A 17,041-nucleotide genomic window follows, 5' to 3' on the forward strand; every position below is an offset into this window, starting at 1 on the left:
ACGGCTTCACCCGGCGCGGTTGCCTTGCGGCCACCGTGCGGGGGACGCGCATGCCTGCATTCCGCGCGCCGCCGCATTACTAGACCAGACCCACCACCATACCCGGAGACCACCGTGAATCCAAACCAACCGGCGGCGAGCGTGCCCGCCCTTGACAGCCTGGGCGGCAACGCCCGGCTGGACACCGAAGCCCAGATCGAAAAACGCGCCTACAGCAAGGTGTTCTGGCGCGTCATGCCGTTCCTGATGCTGTGCTACGTGGTCGCCTACCTCGACCGCGTCAACGTCGGCTTCGCCAAGCTGCAGATGGGCCAGGACCTGGCCTTCTCCGAGACCGTGTTCGGCCTCGGCGCCGGGCTGTTCTTTATCGGCTACTTCCTGTTCGAGGTGCCCAGCAACCTGCTGATGCACCGCATCGGCGCGCGCATCTGGATCGCGCGCATCATGATCACCTGGGGCATCATCTCGGCGCTGTTCCTGTTCGTGAAGACGCCGACCCAGTTCTACACGATGCGCTTCCTGCTCGGTCTGGCCGAAGCGGGCTTCTACCCCGGCGTGATCCTGTACCTGACCTACTGGTTCCCGGCCAACCGCCGCGGCAAGATGATCGCGCTGTTCATGTCGGGCATCCCCATTGCAGGCATGTTCGGCAACCCGCTGTCGGGCTGGATCATGGATGCCTTCAACGGCGTGCACGATATGCGCGGCTGGCAATGGATGTTCCTGATCGAGGCGCTGCCCGCGTTTGTGATCGGCGTGGTGACGATCTTCGTGCTGCGCGACGGCATCGACAAGGCACCGTGGCTCGACGCCGATGAAAAGCGCGTGCTCAAGCGCAATATCGAGGAAGACCAGCGCAACGCCCACAACGCCGCCACCGCCGCCGGCAAGGCCCACGGCCACTCGCTGGGCGCCGTGTTCTCCGACCGCCGCGTGTGGTGGATGTGCCTGATCTACTTCTGCTTCGTCACCGGCCAGTACGCGCTGACCTTCTGGATGCCCACGCTGGTCAAGGCCAGCGGCGTGAGCGGCAACCTGAACATCGGCCTGCTGTCGGCCATCCCGTTCATCTGCGCGGTGGTCGTGATGAACATCCTCGGCCACAGCGCCGATGCCCGCCGCGAGCGCCGCTGGCACCTGATCGTGCCGGCGCTGATGGGTGCCTTGGGCTTTGCCATTGCTGCCTCGTTCACCAACAATACAACGGTGGCCATCGCCGCACTGTCACTGGCCGCTGCCGGAGTGCTGACCTGCGCGCCTCTGTTCTGGTCGCTGCCGACCTCGTTCCTGTCGGGCATTGCCGCCGCTTCTGGTATTGCCGTGGTGAATTCGGTCGGCAACCTGGCCGGTTTCGTGTCGCCGTACATGGTCGGCGCGCTGAAGGACATGACGCACAGCACGCAGCTGCCCATGTACGTGCTGTCCGCGATCCTGGTCCTCGGCGCCGTGCTGGTGTGGCTGACGCCGGCTAAACTGGTCAACCGTTGATCCTGGCCGGCCCGCTTACGACGTAGTCTCGACCGGGCCGGCTTTCACGCTTTCGCTCTGGAGTTCCCATGCCGCGCTTCGCCGCAAACCTCTCGATGATGTACAACGAGCACGCTTTCCTGGACCGCTTCGCCGCTGCCGCGGCGGACGGCTTCCGGGCGGTGGAGTTCCTGTTCCCGTACGAGCACGCCGCCGCCGAGCTGCGCGCGCGCCTGGACGCGAACGGCCTCACGCAGGCACTGTTCAACGCCGCGCCGGGTGACTGGGCAGCAGGCGAACGCGGCCTGGCCGCCCTGCCCGGGCGCGAGGCGGATTTCCGCGGCACCATCGGCCGCGCGCTGGAATACGCCGGCGTGATCGGCAATGACCGCATCCACGTGATGGCGGGCCTGATCCCTGCCGATGCCGACCGCGCGCGCTGCCGCGCTACTTACCTTGAGAACCTCGCCTTTGCTGCCAAGGCTGCCGCCGCCCAGGGCGTGACCGTGCTGATCGAGCCGATCAACCCGCGCGACATGCCGGGCTATTTCCTGAATCGCCAGGACGACGGCCAGGCCATCTGCAAGGAAGTCGGCGCGGCCAACCTGAAGGTGCAGTTCGACTGCTACCACTGCCAGATCGTCGAAGGCGATATCGCGATGAAGCTCAAGCGCGACATGCCCGGCATCGGTCATATCCAGATCGCCGGCGTGCCCGACCGCCATGAGCCGGACCTGGGCGAGCTGAACTACCCCTACCTGTTCGAGGTCATCGACGGGCTCGGCTACGACGGCTGGATCGGCTGCGAATATCGCCCCCGCGCCGGCACTTCCGAGGGCCTGGGCTGGCTCAAGCCTTACCTCGGCCGCTGATCCTTCGCGCAAACCCAAAGAACGAATCTCTCCTGCCATGAACGTACTGATTACCGGCGGCGCCGGCTTCCTCGGCCTGCAACTCGCCCGCCTGCTGCTGCAACGCGGCACCCTGAACCTTGACGGCCAGCCCGTGGCCATCAAGCGCCTGACGCTGCTGGACGTGGTGGCGCCGCAAGGCCTGGACGATGCGCGCGTGCGCGTGGTCACTGGCGACCTGTCCGACCCGGCGGTGCTGCGCCAGGCCATCGACACCGATACCGGCGCCGTGTTCCACCTGGCGGCCGTGGTCAGCGGCCAGGCCGAGGCGGATTTCGACCTGGGCATGCGCGTCAACCTGGACGCCTCGCGCGCGCTGCTGGAAACCTGCCGTGAGCTTGGCCACCAGCCGCGCGTGCTGTTCACCAGCTCGGTCGCGGTCTACGGCGGCCAGTTGCCGCCGGTGGTGCAGGACGACACCGCGCTGAGCCCGCAATCGTCGTACGGCGTGCAGAAGGCCATCGGCGAGCTGCTGCTGTCGGACTACAGCCGCCGCGGCTTTGTCGACGGGCGCGTGCTGCGCCTGCCGACCATCAGCGTGCGGCCGGGCAAGCCTAATGCGGCGGCCTCGTCGTTTGCCAGCGGCATCATCCGTGAGCCGCTGTCAGGCGTCGCTGCCAACTGCCCGGTGGCGCCGGAAACGCCGCTGTGGCTGCTGTCGCCGCGTGCGGCAGTGGCGGCGCTGGTCAATGGCATCGAGCTGGCGGGCGAGCGGCTGGGCAATCGCCGCGTGGTCAACCTGCCGGGGCTGTCCGTGACGGCGGCCGGCATGGTCGATGCGCTGCGCCGCGTGGCAGGCGATGCGGTGGCTGATCGCGTCACGTGGGAGCGTGAGGAACGTGTCGAGAAGATCGTCGGCACGTGGCCGGCGGCGTGGAATGCGGAGCGTGCGCAGTCGCTGGGGTTCCAGAGCGATGCGAGCTTCGATGAGGTGATTCGGGCTTATATGGAGGATGCCGGGCTGAGCAAGTAAGCCAGGCCGGCTTCCTTATCGCGACACGCTGGCTGGCATCCCCCGCAGGCCGGCCCCCTTTCCCGCGCGCGGGAGAGGGGGGTCGGACAAAGCGGAGGCGCAGACGTCAGTTCCAGATGGGATCCTCTTTCTGTTGCTGTGCCTTGGACTTCGATGTCCAGTACGCACCGATCTGACGTTCGGTTACGTAACCCGCCTTCTTGACATCGATCTTGTCAAAGTGCTTGTAAACGACCGGCGCGCCTGCCTGGGCTTCTTCGCGGCTTAGCTTCCCGTCGTGGTTGGCATCGGCAGTCTTGAAACGCTCGGCGATTTTGGCCTTGACTTCGGCGGTAGTCGATGGCGCTGGCGGAATCTGGGTGGACTCTGCGCCTGGTTGGGCTGTTGATTCCGGTTTCTGCTGGGCGCTCGCCCCCGTAAAAGCGAGCGCCATCATCATTGTCAAGCCGACTGCATGCAGCTTACGCACGGTCATTGCCGTCTCCTCATTGATTTGTGATTCGACATTGCCCTTCTTGCAAAGAATGCTTCGGCAAAGAAGATCCTCTGTGAGCACTGGCTCACACCGATTCTAGGCAAGCGCTCAGTACTTACCAACATCTTTGTGTCACAGATCGCGTCAGCTGATGCAGGACGCGGGCAATCGTTCGCCTCACACCGCCGGCTTCACCGCCTCATATCCCTCAATCACCTCCCGCACCGGGCCCGGGATGGCCGCCGATTTCTGCGTAGCCGGATCCGCGCACACGTAGACGATCTCCCCGGTAATCAGGTGCTCGTCGCCGCGATACATCTCCACCCGGAACAGCATGCTGGACCGCCCCAACCGCGCGATGCGCCCGCGGATATCCAGCACATCGTCAAAACGCGCCGAAGCGTGGTATTCCAGCGTGGACTTGACCACGAAAATATCCACGCCATGCGCGTGCAGCACGTCCTCGGGATAGCGGATCCCCAGCGCGCGCCAGTACTCGGTGACGCAGATATCGCAGTAAGTCAGGTAGTGCGCGTTGAAGACGATCGATTGCGGATCGACTTCGGCCCAGCGCACGCGCAGCGGCATGCTGTGGCGGAAATCCTCTTTGGCCATTGGCGTGGTCTCCTTGTTTGTTGTTGCTGGCTTGCCAAAGCAATCAGGCCGCCGGCCCGCCGGCGGGGCCGGCAGGCGCGGCGGCCTGGGTGAATGAAAGCGGCGTCAGGCTTATTGCTGCGCCTTGGCCAGCCCCAGCTTCTCGATGATCGCCTTTTCCTTCTTGACGGTCTCGGCCGCAAACTGCGCGTATTGCTGGCTGTTCATGTAGTACGGCTCCATGTCGAACTTGGCCAGCGATTCGCGGTAGTTGGGCATTTCCATGGCCTTCTTGAAGGCGTCATGCAGCTTCTGCACGATCTTCGGGTCGGTGCCCTTGGGCGCCACCAGGCCGAACGGCGAAGTCTGCACGATGCCGATGCCCAGTTCCTTCAGCGTCGGCACGTTGGGGAAGCGCGCCGAGCGCTTCTCGCCCCAGGTCGACAGCAGGCGCAGCTTGCCCTGCTCCACGTAGGGTGCCCACGCCGGCGTGTCGGCCACCGACATCACGTGGCCGCCCAGCAGCGCCTGCATCGACTCCGCGTTGCCCTTGTAGGGGATGTGCGAGAACTGCACGCCCTGCTTCAGCGCCAGTTCTTCCATGGTCAGGTGCAGCGTCGTCATGGAGCCCGGCGAACCGTAGGTCAGCTTGCCCGGGTTGGCCTTGGCGTAGGCGATGTACTCCTGCATCGTCTTGATCGGCGAATCGGCCGGCACCACCAGGCCGAACGAGTAGCCGGCGAGGTTGATGATGTAGCTCAGGTCCTTGACCGGATCCCAGTTGATCTTGGTGGTGTACGGCAGGCGGTAGACCGGCATGGCGACCTGGGCCAGCGTGTAGCCGTCCGGCGCGGTGGCCTGCATCATCTGCGCGGGCAGCACGCCGCCCGCGCCGGGCTTGTTCTCGACGATCACGGGCTGGCCCAGGATCTTGGAGGCGTTGTCGGCGAGCACGCGGAACGGGATATCCGTGGAGCCGCCGGCGGTGTAGCCGATCACCAGGCGGATCGGGCGCTGCGGGAACTTGTCGGCCTGTGCCTGGGCGGGCATGGCGGCAAAGCCCAGTGCCGCGGTGGCGGCGGCGATGCCCGCGCGGGCGATGAAGTGGCGGCGTTGCATTTGACTATGTCTCCTTGTGCTGCAAGTACTGCTGAAAATGGAAAGCCGCGGCCGGTGTGGCCTGACCGTGGCTGCTGGTCTAGTGGTGTGGTGTGCCGAACGCGGCGCGCAGCGCGGCAACGGCATTGGCATGTGCCTGCGCCACCGCCGGCACGAACCGGCCCAGCTTGAAGAAATCATGGATCATGCCGGGGTAGTCCGCCAGCGTGGCGGCCACGCCGGCGGCGTGCAGCTTTTCCGCGTAGGCCACGCCCTCGTCGTGCAGCGGGTCGTAGCCGGCCACGGCGATCCAGGCCGGGCAAACGCCGCGTACCTCGGCGCCGGCGCCGCCGCCGTCCAGCGGGGCGAAACGCCAGTCGTCGCGGCTGGCTTCCTGGTCCAGGTACTGGGCAAAGAACCAGCGGATCATATCCGCCGTCAGCAGGTAGCCATCGGTCAGTGCGCGGTGCGACGGCGTGTCCTGGCGCGCGCAGGTGCCGGGATAGATCAGCAGCTGCAGCACGGGCGCCAGGCCCGTATTGCGGGCCTCCACAGCACACGCCGCGGCCAGCGTGCCGCCGGCGCTGTCGCCACCCAGTGCGATGCGCGCCGGGTCGGCGCCCAGCCGGTCGGCTTCGGCGAAGACCCAGTGCAGCACATCGAAGGCGTCGTTGGCCGCCGTCGGGAAACGCCATTGCGGCCCGAGCCGGTAGTCCACCGACAGCACCATGCAGTCCGCCTGGCCACACAGCAGCCGGCACAGCGGATCGTGCGAATTGACGCTGCCGACCGTGAAGCCGCCGCCATGGAAATACACCAGCAAGGGCAGCGGCTCAGTCCAGCTGGCCTCGCGCGGGGTGTACAGCCTGACCGGGATGGCGTGGCCGTCGCGCGCCGGCACCAGCAGGTCTTCCGCCATATGCACGGGCGGCGGGTTGATATCCAGGATCGGCGCGCTTTTCTCGTACGCGATCTTGGCGTCCTCCGGCTCCATCGCGTGGATCGGCGGCCGCTTGGCGCGCGCGATCAGCTCCAGCAGCGCGGCCACCTGCGGGTCGAGCGGGCTGGACGGCAGGCCGGGCGTGGCGGGCGCATCAGGGTTGGAAGGCGGTGCGGCGGACATAGGGAATAACGCGGATCCGGACCCGGCGCCAGCGGCGCGCAGAAGCTCTGGCGCGTCGCCCGCATCGGGAGAAATTCGAATTGTGAACGATCGTTCGATTTTAGTATGATGCCAGATGTTCCAGGAGCGCGGCAGTACGAGATAACCCCGAAAAGTCCCTGTCAGCCTGCCACGCGGCAAGTTTTTGCGCGATGATCGGCTGAAGCGATCCCGAGGCCTCCGGAAACACAGTAGTGCAGGTCCATTGAAACCCAAGACAGCGTGCCTGGTGAGCATCCGGTCCAGGCCCGTGCAGAAGACAATTTGGCGGCAGATCCCGGCAGGAGACAACCAAACATGGCGTTTATCTACTATCTGACCCACATCCACCTGGATTTCGGCGCGGTAAGCCTGCTCAAGTCCGAATGCGAGCGCATCGGCATCCGCCGCCCGCTGCTGGTGACCGACAAGGGCGTGGTCGCCGCGGGCGTGGCGCAGCGCGCCATCGATGCGATGAAGGGCCTGCAGGTTGCGGTGTTCGATGAAACCCCGTCGAACCCGACCGAGGCCATGGTGCGCAAGGCGGCCGCGCAGTACCGCGAGGCCGGCTGCGACGGGCTGGTGGCGGTGGGCGGCGGCTCGTCGATCGACCTGGCCAAGGGCATCGCCATCCTGGCCACGCATGAGGGCGAGCTGACCACCTATGCCACCATCGAAGGCGGCAGCGGCAAGATCACGGACAAGGCGGCGCCGCTGATCGCGGTGCCCACCACCTCCGGCACCGGCAGCGAGGTGGCGCGCGGCGCCATCATCATCCTGGACGACGGCCGCAAGCTGGGCTTCCATTCCTGGCACCTGCTGCCCAAGTCCGCCGTCTGCGACCCGGAACTGACCCTGGGGCTGCCCGCCGGGCTGACCGCGGCCACCGGCATGGATGCGATTGCGCACTGCATCGAGACCTTCCTGGCCCCCGCCTTCAACCCGCCCGCGGACGGCATTGCGCTGGACGGCCTGGAGCGCGGCTGGGGCCATATCGAGCGCGCCACCCGCGACGGCCAGGACCGCGACGCGCGCCTGAACATGATGAGTGCATCGATGCAGGGCGCAATGGCATTCCAGAAGGGGCTGGGCTGCGTGCATTCGCTGTCGCACCCGCTGGGCGGGCTGAAGATCGACGGCCGCACCGGCCTGCACCACGGCACGCTCAATGCGGTAGTGATGCCCGCGGTGCTGCGCTTCAATGCCGACGCGCCCACGGTGGTGCGCGACGACCGCTACGCACGCCTGCGCCGCGCCATGCACCTGCCCGACGGCGCCGATATCGCGCAGGCCGTGCACGACATGACCGCGCGCCTGGGCCTGCCCACCGGGCTGCGCCAGATGGGCGTCACCGAGGACATGTTCGACAAGGTGATTGCCGGTGCGCTGGTCGACCACTGCCACAAGACCAACCCGAAAGAAGCCAGCGCAGCGGATTATCGGCGTATGCTTGAGCAGTCCATGTAGCACACAGCAGCTTCCCGCCGGTCTGACCGACCAAGCGGCTGTCCGGCGGCCCTCCCTCCACAGCGCAGGAGACAACATGAGCGGCGAGCACTTGCAGGTAGTCCATGGCGATATCACCCGGATGGAAGTCGATGCCATCGTCAACGCGGCCAATAGCGGCCTGTTGGGCGGCGGCGGCGTCGACGGGGCCATCCACGGGGCCGGCGGCTCCGCCATCAAGGAGGCCTGCCGCGCGATCCGCGACACGCAGGGCGGCTGCCCCACCGGCGAGGCCGTGATCACCACCGGCGGCCGCCTGCCGGCGCCATACGTGATCCACGCGGTCGGGCCGGTCTGGCAAGGCGGCGACCAGGGCGAGGACGAGTTGCTCGCCAACGCCTACCGCAACAGCATCCGCCTGGCAGCGCAGCACCACCTGCGCAGGCTGGCCTTTCCCAATATCAGCACCGGCATCTACGCCTTCCCGCGCGAGCGCGCGGCGGATATCGCCATCGCCGCGGTGCGCGAGGCGCTGGCCGGGGCCCCAGAGATCGAGCAGGTCACCTTCGTCTGCTTCGACGACGAGAACTACCGGTTGTACCGCGAGCGGTTGTCCTGAGACGGATCGCGGGGTGTGCCCCGCGATCCGCCGCGCCTGCGTCAGAACTTGTGGCGCAGGCCCACGCGCAACACCGCCTGGCTGTCATCGGCCGACGGACGCACGCCGTTGATCGCGGCCACCGCGCGCTTGCCGGTGGAATCGATCCCCGATGCCTTCTGGTAGATCGCCATCGCGTAGACATCGGTGCGCCTGGACAGGTTGTAGTCCGCCCCCAGCACGAACTGCCGGTAGCTGGCGTCGTTGATGCCGCTGCCCCTGGCATAGTCCGCGGCCACGCCCATCAGCAATGCCGGCGTCACCTGGTACTTGAAGCTGACTTCCACGTTGTTGAAGGTTGCGGTGCCGCGATAGCCGAACGGATTCGGGCCGGACGACAGGTCTCCCAGGTCCTTGAAGCGCGTGTTGGAGTACGTGGTCCCGACCGTGGCCGCACCGAAGCTGTACGCCGCGCCCGCGGCAAAGACTTCCTGCGAGCGTGCCGACGCGTAGCCCGACTGCACCGGCGAGCCGATGTTGGTCAGGGTGTTCAACGGTGCCGAGCCGGTGGTGTTGGCCGTGACGCCGGTGCCGTGGAACGAGGTATTGGGGTTCTTGACATTCAGGTAGCCGATGCCGAGCAGCACCGGCCCGCTGCCATAGCCCGCGCCCAGCGACCAGATCTGGTTGCGCGCCGGGCTGCCCGCCACGCCGCCCAGGCTGTAGACCCCGCCAAAACTCAGGCCGCCGTAGTTCTGGCTGCGGAACTTGATGGCGTTGTTGACCCGGGCGGAGTTGTTCAGGTTGTCGATATCGCCGGGGTGGGCGTTGTAGAAGCCGCCCCATTGCGCGCCGACGTTGAGCGGGCCGACGAAGTCCACCACCGAGTCGTACTGGCGGCCCATGGTCACCGTGCCATGGTTGCCGGACAGCCCGACATAGGCCTGGCGCCCGAATAGCAGTCCACCCTGCCCCAGCTTGCCGCTGCTGGCGTCGAAGCCATTTTCCAGCACGAACAGCGCCTTCATGCCACCGCCCAGGTCCTCACTGCCGCGCAGGCCGAAGCGGCTGGCCTGGATCACGCCGCTGACCAGGCCGAACTGGTGATGGCCGCCGGCATTGTTGTTGTATGTCAGGCCTTCATCGACGACGCCATAGAGGATCATGCTGCCCTGTGCGCAAGCCATCTGCGCGAATCCGCCGATCAATGCAAAACCTGCAAGCTGCTTTTTCATTCCTCAGTCTCCGTCTGTAAGTTTGCTGCTGGACTGCAAAATCCCGGTCCTGGCAAATGCCACTGCCAGGCGCCGGCCTCCCCGAACTGCCTTCAAAAAGCCACTGCATCAATACCTGCCGGGGGATTTCGGCCGGACTTTCGTTGACAACAGGCGTGACAAAGCCGCTCACCGCTGTGAGCACGGCTTGGCGCCGCCGGCGCAAGCCCGGAATCAAGCCCCTGGAATAATCAGAAGTAAAAACCGCCCCGCCTTTTAAACAAGGCGGGGCTCAGGCAGGAGAAAGCGTCAGGTAATCCCGCCTGATAATCGCCGCGCCCTAACCATCGAAATGAATCCAGGGCCGGCGCGCCCGGTCCGCCGCCTGGAACGCGTCAATGCGGGACGCCAGCTTCAGCGTCAGCGCGATCGGGTCCAGCCCTTCCAGCAGCATTTGCCGCTGCTCGCTGCCGAGCGTGAATCCGTACCGCTCGCCCGCTGGCGACACCACTTCCAGCCGTTCAAGGTCGACCGTCACCTGCCGCGTGGCCGGTGCCGCCGCACAGTCATCGGCCAGCGCCTGCACCGTTTCCATCGGCAGCACCACCGGCAGCAGGCCATTGCGCACGCAGTTGTTGTGGAAGATGGCGCCGAAGCCGGGCGCGACGATGGCGCGGATGCCGTATTCCTTCAGCGCCCACACCGCATGCTCACGCGAGGAGCCGCAGCCGAAATTGCTCCCGGCCAGCAGGATGGATGCGCCGGCGTACCCGGGCTGGTTCAGCACGAACGACGGATCGGGGCTGCGGTCCGTCCCCGCCAGGTAGCGCCAGCCGGCGAACAGGCCCTCAGCCAGCCCGTGCTTGGAGACGCGCTTCATTTCCCGCGACGGGATGATGGCGTCGGTGTCGATATTGATGCGCAGCAGCGGCGCGGCGACGCCGCGATGCACGGTAAATGATTCCATCTCAGGCTCCTGGCAGCCGGCGCGGGTCGGCAATGCGCCCCAGCACGGCCGATGCCGCCACGGTGGCCGGGCTGGCAAGGTGGGTGCGGGTCTCGGGGCCCTGCCGGCTTTCAAAATTGCGGTTGGTGCTGCTGATCACGCGCTGCCGGTGGCCGAAGCTTTCGCCGCCGGCGTAGAAGCACATCGAGCAACCCGATTCACGCCACTCGAAGCCCGCTTCGCGGAACACGCGGTCCAGGCCTTCGGCCTCGGCGGCGCGCTTGACGGCGCTGGAACCCGGCACGCAGATGGCCGTCACGCCGGGCGCCACCTTGCGCCCGGCCAGCACACCGGCCGCGCTGCGCAGGTCCGACAGCCGGCTGTTGGTGCAGGAGCCGATAAACGCAGCATCGATGGCGATGTCTGCCATCCGCTGCCCGGGCCGCAGGTCCATGTAGGCCAGTGCGCGTTCCATGGCCTGGCGCGTATCGGCATCGGCCGCCATGGCGGGATCGGGCACGGCGCCATCAACGGCTACGCCGTGCTGCGGGCTGGTGCCCCAGGTCACCATCGGCGCCAGCTGCCTGCAATCCACCGACAGCTCGCGGTCGAACACGGCGTCGGCGTCGCTGTACAGGCTGCGCCAGTGCGACAGCGCTTGCTCCCACTGCGCACCGGCGGGCGCATACGGCCGGCCGGCGAGGTATTCGAAGACCGTGTCGTCGGGCGCGACGATGCCCGAGAACGCCGAGAACTCCACCGCCAGGTTGCACAGCGTCAGGCGCGCCTCGACCGGCAGGCTGCGCACCGCGCTGCCGCCGAATTCGAGCATATGGCCGCCGGCGCCCGCCGCTGAGTAGCGTGCGATCAGCCACAGCATCAGGTCCTTGGCGCTGACGCCTGCAGGCAGTACGCCGTCGAAAGCCACCCGCATGGTGCGCGGCCGCGTCACGCGCAGCGTCTGCGTTGCCAGCGCGTGTTCCGCCTCGGACGAGCCGATGCCCCAGGCCAGCGCGCCCAGGCCGCCCTGCGTGCAGGTATGGCTGTCGGGACAGACCACGGTGGCGCCGGGCAAGGCAATGCCCTGTTCCGGCGACACCACATGGACGATGCCCTGGCCGGGATCGCCGATATCGAACAGCCGGATGCCCTCGCGCCTGGCGCTGTCGCGCATGCTGGTGATAAAGGCCTCGCCGCCCGGCATCAGCGTGCTGTCGTTGCGCCCGGGCCGCGTATCGACGATATGGTCCATGGTGCAGAACGCCAGCGCCGGCGCGCGCACGCGCCGCCCGGCCGCGCGCAGCGAGCTCAGCGCGATGCTGCCGGTGCGCTCGTGCAGGAAGACGCGGTCGATATGCAGCAGGCTGGCGCCATCCAGTTCGGCAATGGCGTGCGCCTGCCAGATCTTGTCGAACAAGGTCCGGCCTTCGGATATGGCGCTCATCGCTGCGCTCCGATCGCGCGTTCCGTCTCCAGCGTGTCGATGGCGTCGCCGCTCAACCCCGCGGCCAGCAGTGCTGTGCGCGAATGCTCGCCGGCGCGCGGCAGGTCGCGGTAGACATCGAAGCGCCGCCCGTCCATCGCAATCGGCAGCGCCGGCAGGCGCACCTGCTGGCCCGAAGGCAGCGTCACCGGCACCAGCCCACCGCCCGCGTTCAGGTGCGGATCGTCGAACAGGTCTTCCGGCCGGGAAATCGGCGCGAACGGCAGGCCGCACGCTTCCAGCTTCGCCATCAGTTCCTGCTTGCCGAAGGTGCGGAACATCGGCGCCAGCGCGCCCAGCACGCGCGGCCGCTGCCGCACCCGTCCGTCGTTGCGGTCCAGGGTGGGGTCGCCGATAAAGTCGGCCAGTGCAAACGCCTCGCAGAACTTGCGCCACTGCGTGTCGCTGACGATGCCGACAAAAACCGGGGCGCCTTCCATGGTCTCGAAGATGTCATAGACCCCCCACGCCGAACTGCGCACCGTCATCGGCGGCGCGGGCGTGCCCGTCACAGCCTGCTGCGCCATATGCTGGCCGACCAGGAAGGCGGTGGTCTCGAACAGCGAGCTGCACACATGCTGCCCGCGTCCGGTCCGGTGCCGTTCCTGCAGCGCGCCGAGAATGGCGATCACGCCGAACATCGCGCCGGTGACGTCGATCACCGAGGCGCCGGCGCGCATCGGCTTGCCCGGCAGGCCCGTCATATAGGCCAGCCCGCCCATCATCTGGGTGACTTCGTCCAGTGCCACGCGCCGTTCGTAGGGACCGGCAAGAAAGCCCTTGGCCGAGCAGTAGATCAGGCCGGGGTTGTGCGCCGACAGCACTCCGTAGCCGAAGCCGTTCTCGTCCATCGCCCCGGTGCGGAAGTTCTCGATCACCACATCGGCGCTGTCCACCAGCTTGCGCACGGCATCCCTGCCTGCTTCCGACTTCAGGTCCGCGCACAGGCTCTGCTTGTTGCGGTTGTACATGGCGAAGTAGCCCGCGCCCGAGCCCCCCAGCCGGCGCGTGTTGTCGCCGCCGGGCGGCTCGACCTTGGTCACGTCCGCGCCCATGTCGGCGAGGATCATGCCGATCGCCGGACCCATCACCATGTGGGTGAATTCGACTACCTTCAGGCCAGCCAGCGGCCTTTCCATTTCTGTCATCCGTCGCTCCTGCTGATCATTGGCACGCCGCCATGGCGGCAGGCACGAAGCCCTTGGGCAGGCCGGCCTCCGGCGTGAGCCCGTAAAGCGGTTCGTCCGGCAGGTTGGCCCGGACGATGTCGCGCACGCGGAACAGCGCCTCCAGCTCGATGCCGGTGCGCAGCCCCATCGACTCGAGCAGGAACACCAGGTCCTCCGTCACGACATTGCCGCTCGCGCCGGGTGCGAACGGACAGCCGCCTAGCCCGCCCAGCGAGGCATCGACCGTGGTCAGGCCCACGTCGATCGCCGCCAGCACATTGGCCAGCCCCTGCCCGCGCGTGTTGTGCAGGTGGATGCCGCTCAGGTTCTCCGGGCCGATCGCGCGCCATACCGCCAGCGTCAGGCTGCGCACCTGGCGCGGATTGCCGTAGCCGGTGGTGTCGGACAGGCCGACCTCGTCGCAGCCCGCCTCCATCAGCGCTTCGGCCAGCCCGACCACGCGCGCCTCGGCGACCGGGCCTTCCAGCGTGCAGCCGAACGCGGTCGACAGCCCCGCCTCGAAGCGCGGCCGCGCATGGGCCGGCAAGGCACGGATGCGTTCGGCAATGCGCCGGACCTCGCGCAGCATCTGCTCATGGGTGCGGTTGACGTTGCGCAGGCTGTGCGTCTCGCTGACCGACACCGGGATGGTGAGCTTGTGCACGCCGGCGGCCATGGCGCGCTCGGCGCCCACGTAGTTGGGCACCAGCGCCGCCACCGTGAGCCCGCCGATGCCGAGCGCATGCGCCACCACCTCGGCCGTGTCCGCCATCTGCGGCAGCACCGTGGCCGGCACGAACGAGCCGACCTCGATCTCGCGCACGCCGGCGGCGGCTTCCGCGCTGATCCAGGCCTTCTTGGCCGCGGTCGCCATCACGCGCCGGGTCATCTGCAGGCCGTCGCGCGGGCCGACTTCGCTAACCAGTACGTCGATGTTCTGCATGTTTGCTGTCATGGGTTTTCCTGTTGTTGGGGATCCTGTGCCGCGAACGCCGCGAGAATCTCGCCCGCACCTGCGCTCCACACCTCGGGTTTTGCCATCACGTATTCGAGCGCGGCTTCCAGGTAGCGGATCCGGTGCGGCTGCCCCAGCACCCAGGGGTGCACGGACAGCGCGAGGATGCGCCCGCCCTGTTCGCGCGCTTCGTCGAGCAGCAGGTCGCAGGCGTCCATCACCTGCCGCGCCCACGATGCTTCCGAGTGCAGGTTCTCCATCAGCACGAAGCGGTCCTCCAGCTCGGTCGACAGCGGCATCGCCCACAGCTCGCCGTGGCGCGTGCGGAAGGGGTAAGGCATGTCGTCGTTGACCCAGTCGCACATGTACCCGATGCCGTTGGCGCGCAGCAGCTCCGGCGTATTGGCGCTCTGCAGCTTGCCGGGGCTGAGCCAGCCGCGGATGTCTCGCCCGCTGAGCGTACGCAGTTGGTCCAGCGAGCGCCGGACGACTTCTGCCTCGACGGTTTCATCCAGCCCGCCGGCGTGTGCGGTGTCCATGCTCCATGAATGGCCGATGATCTCGTCGCCGCGCTCGGTCACGGTGGCGAGCAGCGACGGATACAGCTCGGCCAGCCGCGAATTGATGGCAAAGGTCGGGCGCACGCCGTAGCGGTCGAAGGCGCGCAGCATCCGGTGGATGCCGACGCGGTTGCCGTAGTCGCGCAGCGTGTAGTGGCGCAGGTCCGGATACGGCATGGTCATATTGCCCGGCACCGCCACCGGCCTGGCCGTAGGGTTCAGCGGGAAGAACTGCAGGCTGACGTTGACCCACAGGGCCAGCGTCTTGCCGCCCGGCCAGCGCACCGGCGCGCGGCTTGCCAGCATCGACCAGTCATAGCGGTCGTGGTCCATGCCGGCGCGGCGGTGCGGGTATTGCGGGGCTTGATGGTCGAGTGGCATCAGCGCGCCCTCCGCACCGGGTTGGCCGCGGCGATCGCGGCCGCCGCCGTGTCGTAGCAATGTTCGAGGTAGTAATCGGCGATCTCGCGGCCGGTGGTGACCCAGACATCGGCATGGCCGGTGATGTATTCCAGCGCTTCCTCGAAGGCGCGCAGCCGGTGCGGGCAGCTGACCTGGTAGTTATGGGTCGGGATGCACATCACGGTGCCGGACTCCGCGCCTTCCGCGTAGAGGCGATCGAAGCAGTCCTTCAGCATCTGCCCGTAGCGGCGCGGCTCGACCTTGTTCACCACATAGGCGATGGTGTCGTTCATCTCCAGCGAATACGGCAGCGAGACAAAGCGCTGGCCGCCGCGCACGCGCACCGGCGTGGGCTGGTCGTCATGGAACAGGTCGCAGGTGTAGAGGCCGCCCAGTTCGGCGAACAGGTCGAGCGTCGATTCGCTGTGCGACAGCGCTGGCGCCAGGTAACCGGCCGGCGTGCTGCCGGTGCAGTCCGCGATGATCTGCATCGACTCGCGGATCATCTCGCGCTCCTGCTCTTCGGACATGCCATAGGTATAGCGCGTGTTGTAGATGCCGTGCGAGAAGAACTCCCACTCGCGCTCCATGCACATCGCCACGATCTCGGGGTGATGCACGCACAGCGCCGCCGACAGCGACACCGAGCCGCGGATGCCGTACTTGTCCAGCAGCCGCATCTGGCGCATATGGCCGACGCGGTTGCCGTAGTCGCGGATCGAGTAGCCGGGCACAGCGGGATACGGATGGGGCCATGCGCGCCGGTGCGGATTGCCTGGCGGGTCGAGTTCATAGAACTCGATGTTGGGCGCGACCCAGAAAGCCAGCCGTGCCCCGCCCGGCCAGCGGATCTTCGGGCGGTCCTGGTAGGGCCAGTAGTTGTAGTAACCGGGGGTTTCGCGCATGTCAGCCCCCCTTGGCCATGCGCGGCGCGGCTTGCCTGTCCTCGAGCCAGTTCTGCACCTCGAGCACGTTGAGCACGTCGGCATACTTCAGCATCAGGTCGGTCAGGTTGGCGAAGTGGTAGCTCTCGTGCTTGTCGGCCACGCACTGCTCCGGCACGATGGTGCGATACCCGCGCGACAGCGAATCCACCGCCGTGGCGCGCACGCAGCCCGAGGTGGAGCCGCCGGTGATGACCACGGTATCCACCTGGTGCCACACCAGCAACGACTGCAGCTGGGTCTCGAAGAACGCCGACGGCATCTTCTTGCAATAGACCACGTCGCGGACCGGATCGACATCGACGCGGCTGTCGAACTGCGCGCGCTCCGACCCATGCCTGATGTTCTGCAGCGAATCCGGCGTATCGGTGCGGGTGCCCCAGATGCCCGCGTCCTCGCCGGACGCCATATACGCCACCCGCGTCCACACCACCGGCCAGCCCAGCGCGCGGAAGCGCCGCGCCAGCCCGTTGATATGCACCAGCTGCGCGGGATCGGTCTCGTACGCGGTCTTGAAGCGGTCGGTGCAGGTGTAGGCGTTCTGCAGGTCGATATTGACCAGCACCGCCTTGCGGCCGAAGCCAAAGCGCGCCCGGCTGGGGTTGGCCCTGACCTCCTGCCAGATCTGGCGCGCGGTCTTGTCTGACAATTCCATCGGTTTGACT

General features: G+C 67.1%; 17 protein-coding genes. 5 read left to right on the top strand and 12 right to left on the bottom strand.

Annotated elements, in window-relative coordinates:
* Nucleotides 1-114: 114 nt before the first annotated feature.
* The 3 genes from ACW4E8_RS05065 to denD all read left to right on the top strand — a co-directional run bounded on the left by ACW4E8_RS05065 (nt 115) and on the right by denD (nt 3,351).
* Nucleotides 115-1,488, top strand: coding sequence for an MFS transporter (locus tag ACW4E8_RS05065; RefSeq protein ID WP_456803510.1), 1,374 nt, complete (start codon nt 115-117; stop codon nt 1,486-1,488).
* Between the two features lie 68 nt (nt 1,489-1,556).
* The gene (gene otnI, locus ACW4E8_RS05070) at nt 1,557-2,339 is read left to right on the top strand and encodes a 2-oxo-tetronate isomerase (protein ID WP_456803511.1); all 783 of its coding nucleotides are present in this window, start codon (nt 1,557-1,559) and stop codon (nt 2,337-2,339) included.
* A gap of 37 nt (nt 2,340-2,376) precedes the next feature.
* On the top strand, nt 2,377-3,351 hold the full coding sequence (gene denD / locus ACW4E8_RS05075; RefSeq protein ID WP_456803512.1) for a D-erythronate dehydrogenase: 975 nt from the start codon (nt 2,377-2,379) through the stop codon (nt 3,349-3,351).
* A 106-nt stretch (nt 3,352-3,457) separates the two neighbouring features.
* Here the strand turns inward: denD and ACW4E8_RS05080 are convergent, their stop codons facing one another.
* From ACW4E8_RS05080 to ACW4E8_RS05095, 4 genes are all read right to left on the bottom strand, one after another.
* On the bottom strand, nt 3,458-3,826 hold the full coding sequence (locus tag ACW4E8_RS05080; protein ID WP_456803513.1) for an EF-hand domain-containing protein: 369 nt from the start codon (nt 3,824-3,826) through the stop codon (nt 3,458-3,460).
* Between the two features lie 177 nt (nt 3,827-4,003).
* On the bottom strand, nt 4,004-4,441 hold the full coding sequence (locus ACW4E8_RS05085; RefSeq protein WP_456803514.1) for a YbgC/FadM family acyl-CoA thioesterase: 438 nt from the start codon (nt 4,439-4,441) through the stop codon (nt 4,004-4,006).
* 111 nt (nt 4,442-4,552) lie between these two features.
* A complete protein-coding gene (locus ACW4E8_RS05090) occupies nt 4,553-5,539 on the bottom strand; it encodes a tripartite tricarboxylate transporter substrate binding protein (RefSeq protein WP_456803515.1) in 987 nt (328 codons plus the stop codon).
* 79 nt (nt 5,540-5,618) lie between these two features.
* Nucleotides 5,619-6,641 (bottom strand): alpha/beta hydrolase, encoded by a 1,023-nt coding sequence (locus ACW4E8_RS05095; protein WP_456803516.1) that lies wholly within the window; start codon nt 6,639-6,641, stop codon nt 5,619-5,621.
* Nucleotides 6,642-6,977: 336 nt separating this feature from the next.
* Between ACW4E8_RS05095 and ACW4E8_RS05100 the strand changes: the two genes are divergently transcribed.
* Together ACW4E8_RS05100 and ACW4E8_RS05105 are read left to right on the top strand one after the other, a co-directional pair.
* On the top strand, nt 6,978-8,126 hold the full coding sequence (locus tag ACW4E8_RS05100; RefSeq protein ID WP_456803517.1) for an iron-containing alcohol dehydrogenase: 1,149 nt from the start codon (nt 6,978-6,980) through the stop codon (nt 8,124-8,126).
* Between the two features lie 76 nt (nt 8,127-8,202).
* Nucleotides 8,203-8,724, top strand: a complete 522-nt coding sequence (locus ACW4E8_RS05105; protein ID WP_456803518.1) for an O-acetyl-ADP-ribose deacetylase — start codon at nt 8,203-8,205, stop codon at nt 8,722-8,724.
* A gap of 41 nt (nt 8,725-8,765) precedes the next feature.
* On the opposite strand, the gene ACW4E8_RS05110 is transcribed toward ACW4E8_RS05105, so the two are convergent.
* The 8 genes from ACW4E8_RS05110 to ACW4E8_RS05145 all read right to left on the bottom strand — a co-directional run bounded on the left by ACW4E8_RS05110 (nt 8,766) and on the right by ACW4E8_RS05145 (nt 17,031).
* Nucleotides 8,766-9,938, bottom strand: coding sequence for a porin (locus ACW4E8_RS05110; RefSeq protein ID WP_456803519.1), 1,173 nt, complete (start codon nt 9,936-9,938; stop codon nt 8,766-8,768).
* A gap of 319 nt (nt 9,939-10,257) precedes the next feature.
* Nucleotides 10,258-10,884 carry a 3-isopropylmalate dehydratase small subunit gene (gene leuD, locus ACW4E8_RS05115; RefSeq protein ID WP_456803520.1) on the bottom strand — a complete coding sequence of 209 codons (627 nt, stop codon included), beginning with the start codon at nt 10,882-10,884 and terminating at the stop codon, nt 10,258-10,260.
* A gap of 1 nt (nt 10,885) precedes the next feature.
* A complete protein-coding gene (locus ACW4E8_RS05120) occupies nt 10,886-12,307 on the bottom strand; it encodes a 3-isopropylmalate dehydratase large subunit (protein ID WP_456803521.1) in 1,422 nt (473 codons plus the stop codon).
* Nucleotides 12,304-13,494, bottom strand: coding sequence for a CaiB/BaiF CoA transferase family protein (locus ACW4E8_RS05125; RefSeq protein ID WP_456803522.1), 1,191 nt, complete (start codon nt 13,492-13,494; stop codon nt 12,304-12,306). The genes ACW4E8_RS05120 and ACW4E8_RS05125 overlap by 4 nt, the downstream gene beginning before the upstream one ends.
* A gap of 16 nt (nt 13,495-13,510) precedes the next feature.
* Entirely contained in the window at nt 13,511-14,470 is a 960-nt protein-coding gene (locus ACW4E8_RS05130; RefSeq protein ID WP_456803523.1) for a hydroxymethylglutaryl-CoA lyase, read from the bottom strand.
* On the bottom strand, nt 14,467-15,411 hold the full coding sequence (locus ACW4E8_RS05135) for a polysaccharide deacetylase family protein (RefSeq protein WP_456803524.1): 945 nt from the start codon (nt 15,409-15,411) through the stop codon (nt 14,467-14,469). Before ACW4E8_RS05135 ends, ACW4E8_RS05130 begins: the two co-directional genes overlap by 4 nt.
* A complete protein-coding gene (locus ACW4E8_RS05140; protein WP_456803525.1) occupies nt 15,411-16,337 on the bottom strand; it encodes a polysaccharide deacetylase family protein in 927 nt (308 codons plus the stop codon). The genes ACW4E8_RS05135 and ACW4E8_RS05140 overlap by 1 nt, the downstream gene beginning before the upstream one ends.
* A 1-nt stretch (nt 16,338) precedes the next feature.
* Nucleotides 16,339-17,031, bottom strand: a complete 693-nt coding sequence (locus tag ACW4E8_RS05145; RefSeq protein ID WP_456803526.1) for an isochorismatase family protein — start codon at nt 17,029-17,031, stop codon at nt 16,339-16,341.
* Nucleotides 17,032-17,041 lie beyond the last annotated feature (10 nt).

The sequence above is a fragment of the Cupriavidus sp. CP313 genome, assembly GCF_054072015.1.

What these genes read in the sequence shown, in the direction of transcription:
- otnI (WP_456803511.1), top strand. Translation starts at nt 1,557, where the DNA reads ATGCCGCGCTTCGCCGCAAACCTCTCGATGATGTACAACGAGCACGCT.
- denD (WP_456803512.1), top strand. Translation starts at nt 2,377, where the DNA reads ATGAACGTACTGATTACCGGCGGCGCCGGCTTCCTCGGCCTGCAACTC.
- ACW4E8_RS05080 (WP_456803513.1), bottom strand. Translation starts at nt 3,826, where the DNA reads ATGACCGTGCGTAAGCTGCATGCAGTCGGCTTGACAATGATGATGGCG.
- ACW4E8_RS05085 (WP_456803514.1), bottom strand. Translation starts at nt 4,441, where the DNA reads ATGGCCAAAGAGGATTTCCGCCACAGCATGCCGCTGCGCGTGCGCTGG.
- ACW4E8_RS05090 (WP_456803515.1), bottom strand. Translation starts at nt 5,539, where the DNA reads ATGCAACGCCGCCACTTCATCGCCCGCGCGGGCATCGCCGCCGCCACC.
- ACW4E8_RS05095 (WP_456803516.1), bottom strand. Translation starts at nt 6,641, where the DNA reads ATGTCCGCCGCACCGCCTTCCAACCCTGATGCGCCCGCCACGCCCGGC.
- ACW4E8_RS05100 (WP_456803517.1), top strand. Translation starts at nt 6,978, where the DNA reads ATGGCGTTTATCTACTATCTGACCCACATCCACCTGGATTTCGGCGCG.
- ACW4E8_RS05105 (WP_456803518.1), top strand. Translation starts at nt 8,203, where the DNA reads ATGAGCGGCGAGCACTTGCAGGTAGTCCATGGCGATATCACCCGGATG.
- ACW4E8_RS05110 (WP_456803519.1), bottom strand. Translation starts at nt 9,938, where the DNA reads ATGAAAAAGCAGCTTGCAGGTTTTGCATTGATCGGCGGATTCGCGCAG.
- leuD (WP_456803520.1), bottom strand. Translation starts at nt 10,884, where the DNA reads ATGGAATCATTTACCGTGCATCGCGGCGTCGCCGCGCCGCTGCTGCGC.
- ACW4E8_RS05120 (WP_456803521.1), bottom strand. Translation starts at nt 12,307, where the DNA reads ATGAGCGCCATATCCGAAGGCCGGACCTTGTTCGACAAGATCTGGCAG.
- ACW4E8_RS05125 (WP_456803522.1), bottom strand. Translation starts at nt 13,494, where the DNA reads ATGACAGAAATGGAAAGGCCGCTGGCTGGCCTGAAGGTAGTCGAATTC.
- ACW4E8_RS05130 (WP_456803523.1), bottom strand. Translation starts at nt 14,470, where the DNA reads ATGACAGCAAACATGCAGAACATCGACGTACTGGTTAGCGAAGTCGGC.
- ACW4E8_RS05135 (WP_456803524.1), bottom strand. Translation starts at nt 15,411, where the DNA reads ATGCCACTCGACCATCAAGCCCCGCAATACCCGCACCGCCGCGCCGGC.
- ACW4E8_RS05140 (WP_456803525.1), bottom strand. Translation starts at nt 16,337, where the DNA reads ATGCGCGAAACCCCCGGTTACTACAACTACTGGCCCTACCAGGACCGC.
- ACW4E8_RS05145 (WP_456803526.1), bottom strand. Translation starts at nt 17,031, where the DNA reads ATGGAATTGTCAGACAAGACCGCGCGCCAGATCTGGCAGGAGGTCAGG.